General features: G+C 70.5%; 17 protein-coding genes. 2 read left to right on the top strand and 15 right to left on the bottom strand.

Annotation, left to right across the window (positions count from 1 at the left end; genetic code table 11):
- Positions 1 to 8 precede the first annotated feature (8 nt).
- The 9 genes from C3492_RS17575 to C3492_RS17535 all read right to left on the bottom strand — a co-directional run bounded on the left by C3492_RS17575 (position 9) and on the right by C3492_RS17535 (position 7,204).
- The gene (locus C3492_RS17575) at positions 9 to 659 is read right to left on the bottom strand and encodes a TetR/AcrR family transcriptional regulator (RefSeq protein WP_181140422.1); all 651 of its coding nucleotides are present in this window, start codon (positions 657 to 659) and stop codon (positions 9 to 11) included.
- Positions 660 to 690: 31 nt separating this feature from the next.
- Complete coding sequence (locus C3492_RS17570) at positions 691 to 999, bottom strand: DUF4229 domain-containing protein (RefSeq protein WP_103812705.1); 309 nt, start codon at positions 997 to 999, stop codon at positions 691 to 693.
- Positions 1,000 to 1,080: 81 nt separating this feature from the next.
- Positions 1,081 to 1,605 carry a GNAT family N-acetyltransferase gene (locus tag C3492_RS17565; protein ID WP_103812704.1) on the bottom strand — a complete coding sequence of 175 codons (525 nt, stop codon included), beginning with the start codon at positions 1,603 to 1,605 and terminating at the stop codon, positions 1,081 to 1,083.
- A gap of 16 nt (positions 1,606 to 1,621) precedes the next feature.
- Positions 1,622 to 2,272, bottom strand: coding sequence for a UdgX family uracil-DNA binding protein (locus tag C3492_RS17560; protein WP_103812703.1), 651 nt, complete (start codon positions 2,270 to 2,272; stop codon positions 1,622 to 1,624).
- A 130-nt stretch (positions 2,273 to 2,402) separates the two neighbouring features.
- Positions 2,403 to 3,566, bottom strand: a complete 1,164-nt coding sequence (mqnE, locus tag C3492_RS17555; protein WP_030640943.1) for an aminofutalosine synthase MqnE — start codon at positions 3,564 to 3,566, stop codon at positions 2,403 to 2,405.
- Positions 3,567 to 3,604: 38 nt separating this feature from the next.
- Entirely contained in the window at positions 3,605 to 4,060 is a 456-nt protein-coding gene (locus tag C3492_RS17550; protein ID WP_103812702.1) for an Lrp/AsnC family transcriptional regulator, read from the bottom strand.
- A 57-nt stretch (positions 4,061 to 4,117) separates the two neighbouring features.
- The gene (locus tag C3492_RS17545) at positions 4,118 to 4,768 is read right to left on the bottom strand and encodes a UbiX family flavin prenyltransferase (protein WP_103812701.1); all 651 of its coding nucleotides are present in this window, start codon (positions 4,766 to 4,768) and stop codon (positions 4,118 to 4,120) included.
- A gap of 79 nt (positions 4,769 to 4,847) precedes the next feature.
- Positions 4,848 to 5,750 carry a menaquinone biosynthesis prenyltransferase MqnP gene (mqnP, locus tag C3492_RS17540; RefSeq protein WP_103812700.1) on the bottom strand — a complete coding sequence of 301 codons (903 nt, stop codon included), beginning with the start codon at positions 5,748 to 5,750 and terminating at the stop codon, positions 4,848 to 4,850.
- The gene (locus C3492_RS17535) at positions 5,747 to 7,204 is read right to left on the bottom strand and encodes a menaquinone biosynthesis decarboxylase (RefSeq protein WP_103812699.1); all 1,458 of its coding nucleotides are present in this window, start codon (positions 7,202 to 7,204) and stop codon (positions 5,747 to 5,749) included. The genes mqnP and C3492_RS17535 overlap by 4 nt, the downstream gene beginning before the upstream one ends.
- An 84-nt stretch (positions 7,205 to 7,288) precedes the next feature.
- On the opposite strand from C3492_RS17535, the gene C3492_RS17530 reads away from it, so the two are divergent.
- Together C3492_RS17530 and C3492_RS17525 are read left to right on the top strand one after the other, a co-directional pair.
- Entirely contained in the window at positions 7,289 to 8,251 is a 963-nt protein-coding gene (locus C3492_RS17530) for an isopenicillin N synthase family oxygenase (RefSeq protein WP_181140421.1), read from the top strand.
- A gap of 153 nt (positions 8,252 to 8,404) precedes the next feature.
- Entirely contained in the window at positions 8,405 to 9,811 is a 1,407-nt protein-coding gene (locus C3492_RS17525) for a condensation domain-containing protein (RefSeq protein ID WP_103812698.1), read from the top strand.
- 4 nt (positions 9,812 to 9,815) lie between these two features.
- On the opposite strand, the gene C3492_RS17520 is transcribed toward C3492_RS17525, so the two are convergent.
- The 6 genes from C3492_RS17520 to C3492_RS17500 all read right to left on the bottom strand — a co-directional run bounded on the left by C3492_RS17520 (position 9,816) and on the right by C3492_RS17500 (position 14,803).
- Positions 9,816 to 10,223: an SRPBCC domain-containing protein gene (locus C3492_RS17520; protein WP_103812697.1), complete on the bottom strand. Its 408-nt coding sequence runs from the start codon at positions 10,221 to 10,223 to the stop codon at positions 9,816 to 9,818.
- Positions 10,224 to 10,262: 39 nt separating this feature from the next.
- Positions 10,263 to 10,469, bottom strand: coding sequence for a hypothetical protein (locus tag C3492_RS44190; protein ID WP_146075696.1), 207 nt, complete (start codon positions 10,467 to 10,469; stop codon positions 10,263 to 10,265).
- Between the two features lie 161 nt (positions 10,470 to 10,630).
- The gene (ccsB, locus tag C3492_RS17515) at positions 10,631 to 11,731 is read right to left on the bottom strand and encodes a c-type cytochrome biogenesis protein CcsB (RefSeq protein WP_103812696.1); all 1,101 of its coding nucleotides are present in this window, start codon (positions 11,729 to 11,731) and stop codon (positions 10,631 to 10,633) included.
- Complete coding sequence (locus C3492_RS17510; RefSeq protein WP_103812695.1) at positions 11,728 to 13,434, bottom strand: cytochrome c biogenesis protein ResB; 1,707 nt, start codon at positions 13,432 to 13,434, stop codon at positions 11,728 to 11,730. The genes ccsB and C3492_RS17510 overlap by 4 nt, the downstream gene beginning before the upstream one ends.
- A 3-nt stretch (positions 13,435 to 13,437) precedes the next feature.
- Positions 13,438 to 14,211 carry a cytochrome c biogenesis CcdA family protein gene (locus C3492_RS17505; protein ID WP_103812694.1) on the bottom strand — a complete coding sequence of 258 codons (774 nt, stop codon included), beginning with the start codon at positions 14,209 to 14,211 and terminating at the stop codon, positions 13,438 to 13,440.
- A 1-nt stretch (position 14,212) separates the two neighbouring features.
- Positions 14,213 to 14,803: a TlpA disulfide reductase family protein gene (locus tag C3492_RS17500; RefSeq protein ID WP_181140420.1), complete on the bottom strand. Its 591-nt coding sequence runs from the start codon at positions 14,801 to 14,803 to the stop codon at positions 14,213 to 14,215.
- Between the last annotated feature and the right edge of the window lie 37 nt (positions 14,804 to 14,840).

Here is a 14,840-nt window from a genome sequence, read left to right as displayed (position 1 = left end):
CCGCGCCCCTAGGCCGGATCGGCCGGCGGTGTCCAGACCTGACCCCGCATCAGGTTGCCCAGGCCCGCCCACGCGAAGTTCATCAGGGTGGCCGCTGCCTGGCGGGCCGTCGTCCCCGGGGTGGCGTTGGCCCAGGCGGCCAAGGACTCGGCGGCGCCGACCAGGGCCTCGGCCAGGCCCGCCACCTCGTGTTCCGGGAGGTCGGGGTCGCGGTGGGCCTCGCGGGCCGCGACCGCGACCAGCCGGGTCACGAACGCGACGATCTCCGCGCGCATCGCGGCGACCTCGGCCGCGAAGGGTTCCCCGTGCATACGGGCCTGGAGGTGCAGCACCGACCAGCCGTCGGGGTGCTCGGCGGTGTGCGCGAAGAACGCCCGCAGGCCGTCCCAGAGTTGCCGGTCGGCGGGCAGCCCCGGCCGGACACCCGCGCGCACGGCCTCCGTGAGCGCGGCCGCCTCGCGGCGGATGCACGCGGTGAAGAGGTCTTCCTTCGAGTTCAGGTACAGATAGACCAACGGCTTGGACACGCCCGCGAGTTCGGCGATCTCGTCCATCGACGCGGCCATGTACCCGCGCTGCCCGAAGATCCGTACGGCAGCGTCGAGCATCTGCTGCTCGCGCACCGCCCTCGGCATCCGTTTGGTCTTGACGGCACCCATGAGGGCAAGCCTAGTTGGGCCGGCGGCGGGACTAGCTGGACGCGGTGGCCCCGCCCTGCGCCCGCGAGGTGTCGTCGGCGACGTCCTCCTGGCTGCGGTTGGCGTCCAGGTTGGCCTTCATCCGGTCGACCCTGCGCACGATCTGCACAGAGGCCCGGTCCCGCTCCTTGCGCAGCACCACCCAGCTGATCGGCGCCGAGAGGACCAGGGCGAGCAGCAGGACCCACAGTCCGTTGGACTCGCCGAAGCCGCGCGGGAAGATGCCCGAGTAGACGGCTCCCCAGACGATCAAGAGGCAGCCCGCGAAGATACCGAGGCGCATCAGCGTGTAGCGGAGCATCTCAATCCACTCGTCCGATTCCAAAAGGGGTCATCGTCCAGTGAAGCACGAGCGGTGGACGATCACGCAGGGGGGTCGGCGTCAGCGGAGCGGCAGCAGCATGATGATGTCGTCGCGGTCGTCGCCGGGCGCGACCCGGATGGCGTCCGGGACGCGGCCGACCTCCTTGTAACCGCAGGAGCCGTAGAACCGCTCCAGGCCCAGCCCGCCCCGGCAGGTCAGCCGGACCGCCTCGATGTCCTCCATCCCGCGGGCCGCGTCCGCGGCGGCGGCCAGCAGGTCGCGGCCGTAGCCCCGGCCCTGGTGGCGGGGGTGGACCATCACCGTGTACAGCCACAGCCAGTGGGTCATCAGCCGGTGGGTGTTGCGGGTGAGGAAGGCGGCCGCGGCGACCTCGCCGGCCTCGTCGTGGCCGACGAGCAGCCGGGTGCGGCCCTCGGCCATCTGCACGAAGTGCCGCACCAGCTCCGGGCGTATCTCCTCGCGGGTCACCGGCGGTACGAAGCCGACGGCCCCGCCCGCGTCGGTGACGTCCGTCCACAGGTCGAGGATGCCGTCGCGCAGGGCGGGGGTGATGGCGGGGTCCAGGGTGAAAGTAAGAGGCACGTCGGCAGTTTACTTATTACCCAAGGACGCGTGCAGCCACTTTCAGGTCGGCCACCAGGCCCTGGTACGCCTGCTCGCGGTCGTCTGCGCGCAGCACGGCCGACGGATGCACGGTCGGCACCAGCCGCTCCGGCCGGCCGTGGATCTCCTCCTCCAGTACGGTCCCGCGCACCTGGCTCACCCGGAACGACGACCCCAGCAGCGCCTTCCCGGCCGTCGCGCCCAGGATCACGATCAGCTCCGGCTCCACCAGCGCCAGCTCCGCCGCGAGCCAGGGGCCGCAGGCCGTCATCTCGCGCAGGCTCGGCGCCTTGTGGATACGACGCTTGCGGGGTTCCGCCCGGGTGAACTTGAAGTGCTTGACCGCGTTGGTGACGTAGGCCTCGGATGGGTCGATGCCGGCCTCCGCCAGGGCCCGGTCGAGCAGCTTGCCGGCGGGCCCGACGAAGGGCCTGCCCTGCCGGTCCTCCTGATCGCCGGGCTGCTCCCCCACGAGCATCACGCGGGCGTCGGTGTCCCCGGCACCGAAGACCGTCTGGGTGGCGGCGCGGTGCAGGGGGCAGCCGCGACAGCCGGCCGCCGCGCTGCGCATGGCGGTGAGATCGGCGCCCTCCGGAACGAAGGGTGCCGCGGTGTAGGCGTCCTCAGGGGCCTTCGTCGCCGGCATGCCGGGCGAGTACCCCTCGTTCCGGCGGGGAATCGAGGGGTCGTTCAGGCCGTCGCCCGGCTGCGGTGCGTGGGGGTTCTCGCGCAGAGCCCCGCGCCCCTGGTCGGCTCATCCGGCCCTCGCCGGGAGGTCACACCCGCATCGGCTGGGGCGACTCCCGGCGCGCCGGGTCGGGGCCGTCGTACTCGCGGATGATCTCGTACCGGGTGTTGCGCTCCACCGGGCGGAAGCCCGCGTCACGGATCAGTTCCAGCAGGTCCTCACGGGTCAGCTTGTTCGGCGTGCCGAAGTTGTCCGCGTCGTGGGTGATCTTGTACTCCACCACCGACCCGTCCATGTCGTCGGCGCCGTGCTGGAGGGCGAGCTGGGCCGTCTGCACGCCGTGCATGACCCAGAAGACCTTGACGTGCGGGACGTTGTCGAACAGCAGCCGCGACACCGCGAAGGTCTTCAGCGCCTCGGCGCCGGTCGCCATCTGGGTGCGCGCCTGGAGGGTGTTGCGTACCTTGCCGTCCTTCATGTCCACGAAGTCGTGCTGGTAGCGCAGCGGGATGAAGACCTGGAAGCCGCCGGTCTCGTCCTGGAGCTCGCGCAGGCGAAGGACGTGGTCGACGCGGTGCCGGGGCTCCTCGATGTGGCCGTACAGCATGGTGCACGGGGTCTTCAGACCCTTCTCGTGCGCCAGGCGGTGGATGCGGGACCAGTCCTCCCAGTGGGTGCGGTGGTCCACGATGTGCTGCCGGACCTCCCAGTCGAAGATCTCGGCGCCACCGCCCGTCAGCGACTCCAGGCCCGCGTCGATCAGCTCGTCCAGGATCTCGGAGGCCGACAGACCGCTGATGGTCTCGAAGTGGTGGATCTCGGTCGCCGTGAAGGCCTTCAGGGAGACGTTCGGCAGGGCCTTCTTCAGCTCGCGCAGGGAACGCGGGTAGTACCGCCACGGCAGGTTCGGGTGCAGGCCGTTGACGATGTGCAGCTCGGTGAGGTTCTCCGACTCCATCGCCTTGGCGAGCTTGACGGCCTCCTCGATGCGCATCGTGTACGCGTCCTTCTCGCCCGGCTTGCGCTGGAACGAGCAGTAGGCGCAGGAGGCCGTGCACACGTTGGTCATGTTCAGGTGCCGGTTGACGTTGAAGTGGACGACGTCACCGTTCTTGCGGGTCCGCACCTCGTGGGCGAGCCCGCCGAGCCAGGCCAGGTCGTCCGACTCGTAGAGCGCGATGCCGTCCTCGCGGGTCAGCCGCTCACCGGAGCGGACCTTCTCCTCCAGCTCGCGCTTGAGCCCGACGTCCATACCCACACCTTTCCACGACAACTCGACCCACCGTATCCCTAGACCTCTTCCGGCAGTTCCCCGACCCGGTTCTCCCACTTGGTGGAGAGCACGATCGTGGTACGGGTGCGGGAGACGCCCTTCGTCCCGCTGAGCCGGCGGATCGTCTTCTCCAGGCCGTCCACGTCCGTCGAGCGGACCTTGAGCATGAAGGAGTCGTCACCGGCGATGAACCAGCAGTCCTCGATCTCCGGCAGGTCCCGCAGCCGCTGGGCGACGTCCTCGTGGTCGGCGGCGTCGGAGAGCGAGATGCCGATCAGGGCGGTGACGCCGAGGCCGAGGGAGGCCGCGTCCACCGTGGCGCGGTAGCCGGTGATGACACCGGCCGCCTCCAGCCGGTTGATGCGGTCGGTGACGCTGGGGCCCGACAGGCCGACCAGGCGCCCCAGCTCCGCGTAGGAGGCCCGGCCGTTCTCCCTCAGGGCCTGGATGAGCTGCCTGTCCACCGCGTCCATGCGATCGAAGCCTTCCGGTGAAAGTCCGTGGAGTGATGAGGGGTACTGCTGCTTGCCTTACGTGCCGGGTGTGCCGCCGCCCAGCTCGCCCTTCCAGCGCCGGTACAGGCCGTGCGCGACACCAGCCGCGTCCAGCACGCGGCCGGCGACGAAGTCCACCAGGTCCTGGATGTGGGTGGCGCCCGCGTAGAAGGCGGGCGAGGCCGGGACGACCGTGGCGCCGGCGTCGTCCAGCGCGACGAGGTGGCGCAGCGTCTGCCCGTTCAAGGGGGTCTCCCGTACGGCGACGACCAGCGTCCGGCGCTCTTTCAGTGTGACGCTCGCCGCGCGCTGGAGCAGATCCTTGGACAGGCCGAGCGCCACACCCGCCACCGAGGCGGTGGAGGCGGGCACGACGATCATGCCCTTCGCCGGGTACGACCCCGAGGACGGGCCGGCGGCGAGGTCGCCGGCGCTCCAGTACCGCACCCCGCTGATGTCCACGTCGAAGGTGCCGGGCTTGCCGTCGGCGCCACGGGCCAGCCATTCCCGCAGGTCGTCCTGCCAGTGCGCGTCCCGGAAGGAGATGCCCGTCTCGTCCAGCAGCGTCAGCCGCGAGGCCCGGCTGACCACGAGGTCCACCGCTTCCCCGGCCTCCAGCAGCGCCCGCAGCACGGCAGCCGCGTACGGCGTCCCGGAAGCTCCGGACACCCCCACGATCCAAGGCACACGCTGCGTTTCTCCTGCGTTCACACCTTGAGCGTACCGGCGCGCCCGACCGCCCTCAGGCCGGGTGGTGCCGGGGCGCTCACACGGTCAGACCGCGTACCAGGAGATCGAGCAGCGCGCACACGAACAGGGCGATGCCGATGAAGCCGTTGACCGAGAAGAACGCCCTGTTCAGGCGGGAGAGGTCGTGGGGCCGGACGATGGAGTGCTCGTAGAGGAAGGCGCCCGCGACGATCAGCAGGCCCAGCCAGAAGAACGCTCCGGCGTGGGTGGCCAGGCCGTACCAGACGAACAGGGCCGTGGTGATGGTGTGGCAGACCCGCGCGCCCCAGATCGCGGCCGGGATGCCGAAGCGGGCCGGGACCGACATGACGCCGATCTCGCGGTCGGTCTCGACGTCCTGGCAGGCGTAGATCAGGTCGAAGCCGCCGATCCAGATGCCGACGGCGAGGCCGAGGATCACCGCCGTCCAGGACCACTCCCCGCTGATGGCCAGCCAGCCGCCGATCGGGCCCATGGACTGGGCGAGACCCAGGATGGCCTGCGGGAAGTTGGTGAAGCGTTTCCCGTAGGGGTAGACCACCATCGGGATCACCGCGACCGGGGCCAGGGCCAGGCAGAGCGGGTTGAGCAGGGCCGCCGCGCCCAGGAAGACCACCAGGGCGATCAGGGCGCCCGTCCAGGCGTGCCGGACCGACATCGCGCCGGTGACGAGCTCGCGGTGGGCGGTGCGCGGGTTCCGGGCGTCGATCTCGCGGTCGATGATCCGGTTGACCGCCATCGCGAAGGTGCGCAGGCCGACCATGCAGACCGTGACCAGGAGCAGACGGCCCCAGTGGATGTTCCGGTCCCACTCGTACATCGCCGTGAGGGAGGCGATGTAGGCGAAGGGGAGCGCGAAGACCGAGTGCTCGATCATCACCAGGCGCAGGAACGCCTTGGTGCGGCCGGGCTGGGGGATGGCGGCAGAGGCCGACGTCACAGTCCGTACTCCTTCCAGCGGCGGTCCACCAGGGCCGCCGTATCCGGGTCCGACACGACCATGTCGGGCCAGCCGCCGTCGCGGGTGTAGCCCTCCTCGGGCCACTTCCTCGTCGCGTCGATGCCCGCCTTGCCGCCCCAGAACTGCTGGTAGGAGGCGTGGTCCAGGTGGTCGACGGGCCCCTCCACGACCGTGAGGTCGCGGGCGTAGTCGGTGTTGCCGAGGGCCCGCCAGGCGACCTCGTGCAGGTCGTGCACGTCGCAGTCGGCGTCCACGACCACGATCAGCTTGGTCAGGGACATCATGTGCGCCCCCCAGATCGCGTGCATCACCTTCTGCGCGTGCTTCGGGTACTTCTTGTCGATCGAGACGATCGCGCAGTTGTGGAAGCCGCCGGCCTCGGGCAGGTGGTAGTCCACGATGTCCGGGACGATGATCTTGAGCAGGGGCAGGAAGAAGCGTTCCGTGGCGCGGCCGAGCGGGCCGTCCTCCGTCGGGGGGCGGCCGACGACGATCGACTGGAGCAGGGGGCGCCTGCGCATCGTCACGCAGTCGATCCTCAGGGCCGGGAAGGGTTCCTGCGGGGTGTAGAAGCCGGTGTGGTCGCCGAAGGGGCCCTCGGGCAGCATCTCGCCGGGCTCCAGCCAGCCCTCCAGGACCACCTCGGCGTTGGCCGGGACCTGGAGCGGGACCGTCTTGCAGTCGACCATCTCGATCCGCTTGCCCGCGAGGAAGCCGGCGAAGAGGTACTCGTCGATGTCGCCGGGGAGCGGGGCGGTGGAGGCGTACGTCACGGCGGGCGGGCACCCGAAGGCGATGGCCACCGGGAGCCGCTCGCCCCTGCGCGCGGCCACCTGGTAGTGGTTCCGGCTGTCCTTGTGGATCTGCCAGTGCATGCCGATGGTGCGCTTGTCGTGCCGCTGGAGGCGGTACAGGCCCAGGTTCCGGATGCCGGTCTCGGGGTCCTTGGTGTGGGTCAGGCCCAGGTTGAAGAAGGAGCCGCCGTCCTTCGGCCAGGTGAACAGCGCCGGGAGCCGCTCCAGGTCGACGTCGTCGCCCTGGAGGACGACCTCCTGCACCGGCGCGTTGTCGGGCTTCACCTTCTTCGGCGGGACGTGGGCCATCGCGCCCAGCTTGCCGAAGGCCTCGCGGACGCCGACGAAGCCGTGCGGCAGCTCGGGCCGCAGCAGGCCGCCGATCTTCTCGGAGATCTCGCCGTACGACTTCAGGCCCAGCGCCTTCAGCAGCCGGCGGTCGGTGCCGTACACGTTCATGGCGAGGGGCATGTCCGAGCCGCGCACGTTCTCGAAGAGCAGCGCCGGACCGCCGGACTTCTGCACCCGGTCGACGATCTCCCCGACTTCCAGATACGGGTCGACCTCGGCCTTGATGCGCTTGAGGTCACCCTCGCGCTCCAGCGCCCGGAGCAGGGAGCGAAGATCGTCGTAAGCCATGTGCCCAAGTATCGCCGACGTACCGCTTTGTCCCTGCGGCCACCCCCATGAAGGCGGGTCCGCGCAGCGCCGAGGAGTGCCAACATGGCTGGTGTGATTCCCACCATCGATCTGCGGATCTGGACCGAGGGGGACGCGATGCGGCGGGCCGTGCTCGCCCGCACCGTCGACCAGGCCCTGCAGTCCGCCGGCTTCCTGCTGGTCACCGGGCACGGCGTGGACCCCGCGCTGCGGGCCGGGATCCGGTCGGCCGCCCGGCAGTTCTTCCTGCTGCCCGCCGAGGTCAAGCAGCGCTACGCGGCGAAGGTCGGCGGACGCGGCTGGCTCGGGCCGGGCGCCGAGGCCAACGGGTACGCGGAGGGCACCGAGACCCCGCCGGACCTGAAGGAGTCGCTGACCTTCGCCACCGCCGAGCCGTTCGAGGACCCGGTCGTCAACGCGGAGTGGTACAAGCCCAACGTGTGGCCGGCGGAGGTGCCCGCGCTGCGCTCGCTGTGCGAGGAGTACCTGGGCCGGATGGTCGCGCTGGAGAAGGAGCTGCTGGCCCTGCTGGCGTGCGCGCTGGGGCTCGGCGCCGACTTCTTCACCCGGCACATGGACCATCCGACGTACGGCTTCAACATCAACTGGTACCCGGGGACGGAGGTCGTCGGCGCGCCGCGGCCCGGGCAGTTCCGGATCGGACCGCACACCGACTTCGGGACCGTCACCATCCTCGACCGGCAGGCCGGCAAGGGCGGCCTCCAGGTGTACACCGACGCGGACGGCTGGCAGGACGCGCCGTACGACCCGGCCGCGTTCACGGTCAACATCGGTGATCTGCTGGCCCGTTGGACCGGTGACCGGTGGCGGTCCGGGCGGCACCGGGTGCTGCCGCCGCCCCTCGACGCGCCCACCGAGGAGCTCATCTCGCTCGTCTACTTCGGCGAGTGCACCCCGGGCACGCTGGTGGAATCCCTTCCGGCGCCGGTGGGCCGGGTGGTGTACCCGCCCGTCGACTCGCACGTGTACCTCCGCGAGAAGCTGGACTCGATCACCGTCGAGTGAACCCCCGACCGGTCACCCACGGTTATTCACTTCCGCGTTCGGCCCGCCACCCGTTCCGTTGAAATGAACCGGCCGGGCATGTCCCGCCCGCGTCCCGCGGCATTGGCTTCCAGGGGGCCCGTAACCAGGGGCCCCTTCTGCGATGGGAGACGCGTGCGAATCACTGACATCCAGCGCTGCGAAGTCCGGCCGGGACGGCTCGTCGAGTGGACGTTGAGCCCGGCGACCGTCGCGGCGGCGACGGCGCTCCCGGAGGACTCCCGGCCGCCCGCCTACATCCAGGAGTCGCACATCAGGACGGCCAAGTCCGTCCGGGAGGACGGGCTCTTCGTGCCGACCTGGCTCGGCACCGCGTTCGACCTGCCCGGCCCGGTCGACCTCGACGTGCTGGAGCGGGCGCTGCGCGCCTGGACCGTACGGCACGAGACGCTGCGCAGCGGCTTCCGCTGGGCCGGCGACGAACTGCGCCGGTTCACGCTCGACGCGGCCGACGTATCCCTGCGCCGGGCGGAGGTGGGCGACTTCCCCGACGCCGGCGACCTCGTCCGCCACCTCCAGGAGCGCTTCGACACGGTCGCGGACGCGCTGCGCTGGCCCAACCTGATCTACACGGCGGTCGTCCGGGACGACGGCGCGAGCGTCTACATGGCCTTCGACCACAGCAACGTCGACGCCTACTCCCTGCACCGGCTGGCCGCCGAGATCCACGAGCTGTACGCGGCGGGCCTGACCGGCGTCGAACCGGACTCCGCCACGCCCGCCGCGAGTTACGTCGACTTCTGCGAGATCGAGCGCGCGGACGCGGACGGCATCGACGGCCGGCACGTGTTCGTGGACCGCTGGCGGGAGTTCATCCACCGCTGCGACGGCACGCTGCCGGGCTTCCCGGTGGACCTGGGCCTGACCCCGGGCGACCCGCTGCCCACGCAGCGGATGCTGTGCGAGCCGCTGGCGGACGCGGACGCGGCGGCGGCGTTCGAGGCGTACTGCAGGCCGTACGGCGGCAGCCTGGTCGGGCTGCTGGCCGCGACCGGGCTGATCGTGCACGAACTCGGCGGGCAGCCGGTGTACCGCACGGTGGTGCCCTTCCACACCCGGGTGAAGTCGCGGTGGACGGACTCGGTGGGCTGGTACGTGGGCGGCGCCCCGATCGAGGTGCCCGTGGGCCGCACCCGTGGCTTCCCGGAGGCCCTGCGGGCGGTCCGTGCCGAACTCCAGGCGAACCGGCCGCTGGCCCGGATGCCGCTGGCCCGGGTACTGCGCCTGCTGGGCGCGGACTTCCGGCCGACCTCCCCGGACCTGTACTCGATCGTGTCGTACGTCGACGCCCGCGCCATCCCGGGCGCCGAACGGTGGGCGGAGCTGAAGGCGTACGGGCTGATGCGGGTGTCGTACGGCGACCAGGTGTGCGTGTGGGTGAACCGGCTGCCCGACGGGCTGTGGCTGGCGAGCCGGTACCCGGACACCGACGTCGCGGCGAAGAACATGCGGCTGTACGTCGAGCGGCTGCGGGACCGGATCGCCTCGGTGGCCCACGACAGCCTGCCCGCGGTCTCCTAGGCGCTCAGCTCCGCCGCGGCTCCAGCGCCTCGATCAGGCGTTCGAAACGGCTCCGCCAGCGCTGTTCCGTCTCCTCCTCGCCCTGGAACTCATGGGTGAAGCGGAGAACGCTGCCGTCCTCCCCGTCCCGCTCCAGATGGAACCGGAGCCGGCCGCCGCCCCCGACCGTGTACTCCGCCATCCGGTCCACGTCCCACGCGGTGACCTGCCCGTCGCCCAGGTCGCGCAGGGTGACCGCGCCGCCGAGCCGGGGTTCGAGCACGTCGGCGGCGGTGAACCAGGACGCCAGCCCCTCGGGCGTGGCCAGCGCGGCCCAGACCTCCTCCATGCGCCGCGGGAGCCGCACCACGAAGTGCAGGATGTGCGTGTTCCCGTGCGTCTGGCTGGTGCCCTGTGCGATGGAACCGCTCATGACACCAGCCTGCCCCCGGGCCGGGGGATGCGCACGTGGTCACGGCAGCTCCCCCGCACGGTCCACGACCGCCCGGCGCAACACCGCCGTGTCGCTGGTGACCTGCCCCTGCACGATCGCGTCCCGCAGCAGATACATCCAGACCTCGTGCCGGTGCAGAGAGCCGCGAGCGAACGGTGCCGGCGGGCACGCCGAGCGCGCCTCGGCGCGGCCGACGTCACCGGTGTAGCGCCGTTGAACTTGCACTTGCGGACGCAGCTGCGGGCAGTCGTGCCGCTGGGTGGCACGGGTGGGCGCAACGGCACCCACCAGCGCGGATGTGTGTCCACGTCCTGATGGCCCTCCCGGACGACGAAGGCCGGTTCCCGTGACCCGTGTCACAGGAACCGGCCTCGCTCCGGCGGCGGTTACACGCCCGCGTAGGAGTGCTTGCCGCTGACGAAGATGTTGACGCCGTAGTAGTTGAACAGCCAGCAGCCGAAGGCGATCAGGGCCAGGTAGGCGGCCTTGCGGCCCTTCCAGCCGGCCGTGGCCCGGGCGTGCAGGTAACAGGCGTAGGCGATCCAGGTGATGAAGGACCAGGTCTCCTTCGGGTCCCAGTTCCAGTACCGGCCCCAGGCGTCGCCCGCCCAGATCGCGCCCGCGATGATCGTGAACGTCCAGAGGGGGAACACCGCCGCGTTGACGCGGTAGGCGAACTTGTCCAGGGACGCGGAGGCGGGCAGCCGCTCCAGCACCGAGGAGGCGAACTTCCCGGGCTTGCCGCCGAGCTGGAGCTTGTTCTCGTACGAGTCCTTGAACAGGTACAGGATCGTGGCGACCGCGCCGACGTAGAACACGGCACCGCAGAAGATGGCGGTGGAGACGTGGATGTACAGCCAGTACGAGTGCAGGGCCGGCACGAGCTGGTCGCTGGCCGTGTACAGCACGGTGACCGCGAGGCCCAGGTCCAGCAGGACCGTCGTGACGAGGAACAGCCCGAGCCAGCGCACGTTCTTCTTCAGGGCCAGCAGCCCCAGGTACACGCCGACGGCGACCGTGGAGAAGGTGATGTTGAACTCGTACATGTTGCCCCACGGCGCCCGCTCCACGGAGGCCGCGCGGGCGACGACGCCGCCCAGCTCCACCAGGAACGCGAGCACGGTGAGGGAGATGGCGATCCGGCCGTAGAGGTCGCCCTGCTCGTCGCCGCCGTGCGCGCCGGGCCCGTCCGGCACGTCCCGCGTGCCGGACGCCGAGCGGACGACGACCTTCGGCCGTTCCAGCACGGCGGTGCCGCCGGCCCGGTTCACGGTGACGGCGGGCCCGTCCGCCCTCCGCTCGCTGTCGGCGGTGAGCGCGGCGGCCGTACGGGCGACCTTGCTGCGGCTGCCGAACAGCCACTCGGCGATATAGGCGAAGAAGGCCAGGGTGTAGACCGCCATCGACGAGTAGATCAGCGTGTTGCTGATGCTCGCGAGGTGTTCGTTGGTCGCGGCGGCGAGATCGGTTGCGGCGGCGAGAGTCACTTCTCAGCCCCTTCGGCAGGTACGACTTGGGGGTCGGGGGTTGCTGCGGAGTCGTCGGGGTCGGGTGCCCCCGGCGCCTGGTCGTAGAGGATTCCGGCGAGGTCGCCCAGTTCCTCGGGCACCTTCGCGGACTCGCTGCGGCCGAGCCCGGCCATCTCGACCACCGTGACGCCGTCGGCACCGCGCACCGCGCGCACCCAGACCCGGCGGCGCTGGATGAACAGGGACGCGGCCAGGCCGAAGATCGCGGCGAGGGCACCGGTGAGCGCCCAGCCGCCGCCCGGCTCCTGGACGACCTCGAAGCCGGCCCACTCCTTGATGTCCTTCTCGAAGGTGATGGAGCCGGCGCCGCCCGGCAGCGTCATGGTGTCGCCCGGCTTCAGCAGCTTCTTCAACAGCTGGCCCTTGGCGTCCTTGAACGCCGTCATGTGCTTCTTGTCCAGCTGGTACACGCTCTGCGGGATGCCCGAGTTCACGCCCAGGTCACCGTGGTAGGCGTTCACCGCGAGCACCGGGTTCAGCAGGGCCGGGAACTGCGAGAGCATCGTCCCGCTCCGCGTGTCGAGCGTCGGCGCGAAGAACGCCTGGAAGCCGAGCTGCTCCTTCTTGCCCTGGGGGTCGCGATAGCCGTCCATCACCTTCACCACGCCGTTGGAGCTGACGTTGCCGTCGAGCGGCAGCAGCGGTACGGCGTCGTGGTAGACGACCTCGCCCTTGCCGTCGCGGACCGTGATGACGGGCGCGTAACCGTGACTGACCAGGTAGACCTTGGCGTCGTCGATCTTCAGCGGCTCGTTGACCTTGACGGTCGTCGACCGCTCCTTGCCGTAGGCGCCCTTGCTGTAGGTGATCTTCGCCTCGTAGGTGCGCGGGGTGCCCCGGTTGGGGCCGCTGACCTCGTAGGTGCCCTTGAAGTCCTTCAGGTCGAAGCTGAACGGCACCAGGTCGTCGTTGCGGAACAGACTGCCGGACTTGAAGTCGTCGTACATCGGCAGCGCGTTGGAGAAGCCGTCGCCCTCCACCATCAGCTTGGTGCCGTCGGACTTGTAGAGCTGGCCCGAGGCGAAGGCGACCAGCAGCACGATCAGGGCGATGTGGAAGACCAGGTTGCCCAGCTCGCGCACATAGCCCTTCTCGGCGGCCACGGCGTCACCGGCGACGTGGGCGCGGAAGCGGCGCTTCCTCAGCAGCGCGAGCGCGGCCTCACGGACCCGCTCGGGGTCCTCGGTGGTGCGCCAGGTGGTGTGGGCGGGCAGCCGGTTCAGCCGCCTGGGCGCGCCCGGCGGGCGGCCGCGCAACTGGCCGACGAACTGCCAGGTGCGCGGGACGATGCAGCCGATGAGGGAGACGAACAGCAGGATGTAGATCGCGGAGAACCACACCGAGCTGTAGACGTGGAACAGGCCGAGCTTGTCGTAGACGGGCGCCAGCGTCCTGTGGGCGGCGCGGAAGTCCTCGACCTTGCTCGCGTCGGCGCCGGTCTGCGGGATGAGCGAGCCGGGGATCGCGCCGAGCGAGAGCAGCAGGAGCAGCAGCAGCGCGACCCGCATGGAGGTCAGCTGCCGCCAGAACCAGCGCGCCCAGCCGATGACACCGAGGCCGGGCAGGCTCGTGTGCTCCTCCTGCGGCGCGGTGGACAGCTGGGAGCCGGCCGCTCCCAGCTCCTCCCGGTCCTGGCTCGTGTCGGTGTCGGTCTTGCTCATCGGTCAGATCCCCACATTGAAGCCGCCGGACCAGGTCTGCATCTGCTGCACCAGACTGTTCCAGGCACCGGTCAGCAGCAGCACACCGGTCACGATCATCATCGAGCCGCCGATGCGCGTCACCCACACATAGTGGCGCTTGACCCAGGCGAAGGCGCCGAGGGCCTTGCGGAAGCCGATCGCGGTGAGCACGAACGGCACGCCGAGGCCGAGGCAGTAGACGACCATCAGCAGCGAGCCGCGGGCCGCGCTCGACTCCTGGAAGGAGAGGAAGTTCACCGAGGAGAGCGTCGGGCCCATGCAGGGCGTCCAGCCGACGCCGAAGAGGGCGCCGAGCAGGGGCGCGCCCAGCAGGCCGCCGGTCGGCCGCTTGTGGAAGCGGAACTCGCGCATCGTGAACCAGGGCAGGAGCCCCATGAAGAAGACGCCCATGGCGATCATGAGCACGCCGAGCACCTTGGACAGCGTGCCCTGGTAGTCGATCAGGTTGGCGCCGAAGTAGCCGAAGAGCGCACCGCCGGAGACGAACACGGCGCTGAAGCCGAGCACGAACAGGGAGGCACCGGCCACCATCCGCCCCCGTCTGGCCTCGGCCAGGTCGGTGCCCGCGACGCCGGTCACATAAGAGAGGTAACCGGGGACCAGCGGCAGCACACAGGGCGAGAAGAAGGAGACGAGCCCGGCGAGCAGGGCGATCGGCAGGGCGACCAGCAGGGCGCCGTGCAGGACCGTCTCGTTCCGGCCCGTCTCCGCGGCCAGCGTCAGCAGCGCGCTCACGTCACTTCTCCGCGAGGACCGGCTTGAGCATCTTCAGCAGGCCCGTGTCGTCGAGCGCCTCCAGGGCCCGCGCGGCGACCTTGCCGTGCCGGTCGATGACGAGCGTGGAGGGGATGAGCTGCGGGTTGAGGGTGCCCTTCTCGAAGCGGAGCATCAGCTTGCCCGTGGGGTCGTACAGGCTCGGGTACTCGACGCCGTGCTCCTTCTCGAAGTTCACGGCCGGGGTGGTGCTGGTGTCCCGGGTGTTGATGCCGACGAACTGGACGCCCTTGTCCTGGTACTCCTTGGAGACCTTGGCGAAGTACTGCGCCTCCTCGCGGCACGGCCCGCACCACGAGCCCCAGACGTTGACGACGACGACCTTGCCCTTGTAGTCGGCGACGTCCAGGGTCTTGCCGTCGATGGTCCTGCCCGACAGGTCCGGGGCCGTGGCGCGCTTGCCGGCGGGGACGGTGTCGATGCCGTTGTTGCCGGTGACGAAGTGGGTGTCGCCACCGCCTCCGGAGGTGCCGCCCTTGCCGCACGCGGACAGGGACAAGGCCGCGGCGGCGGCCACGGCGCTGAGCAGGACGGCGCGGCTACGGGTACTCATGTGAAAAGTTTCGCATGCCTGTTCCGGGGATCTTGCG

It is taken from the genome of Streptomyces sp. Ru62 (assembly GCF_002920615.1).
In the GTDB taxonomy this organism is placed as follows: Bacteria; Actinomycetota; Actinomycetes; order Streptomycetales; family Streptomycetaceae; genus Streptomyces.
This window is presented reverse-complemented; position numbering and strand designations above follow the sequence as displayed.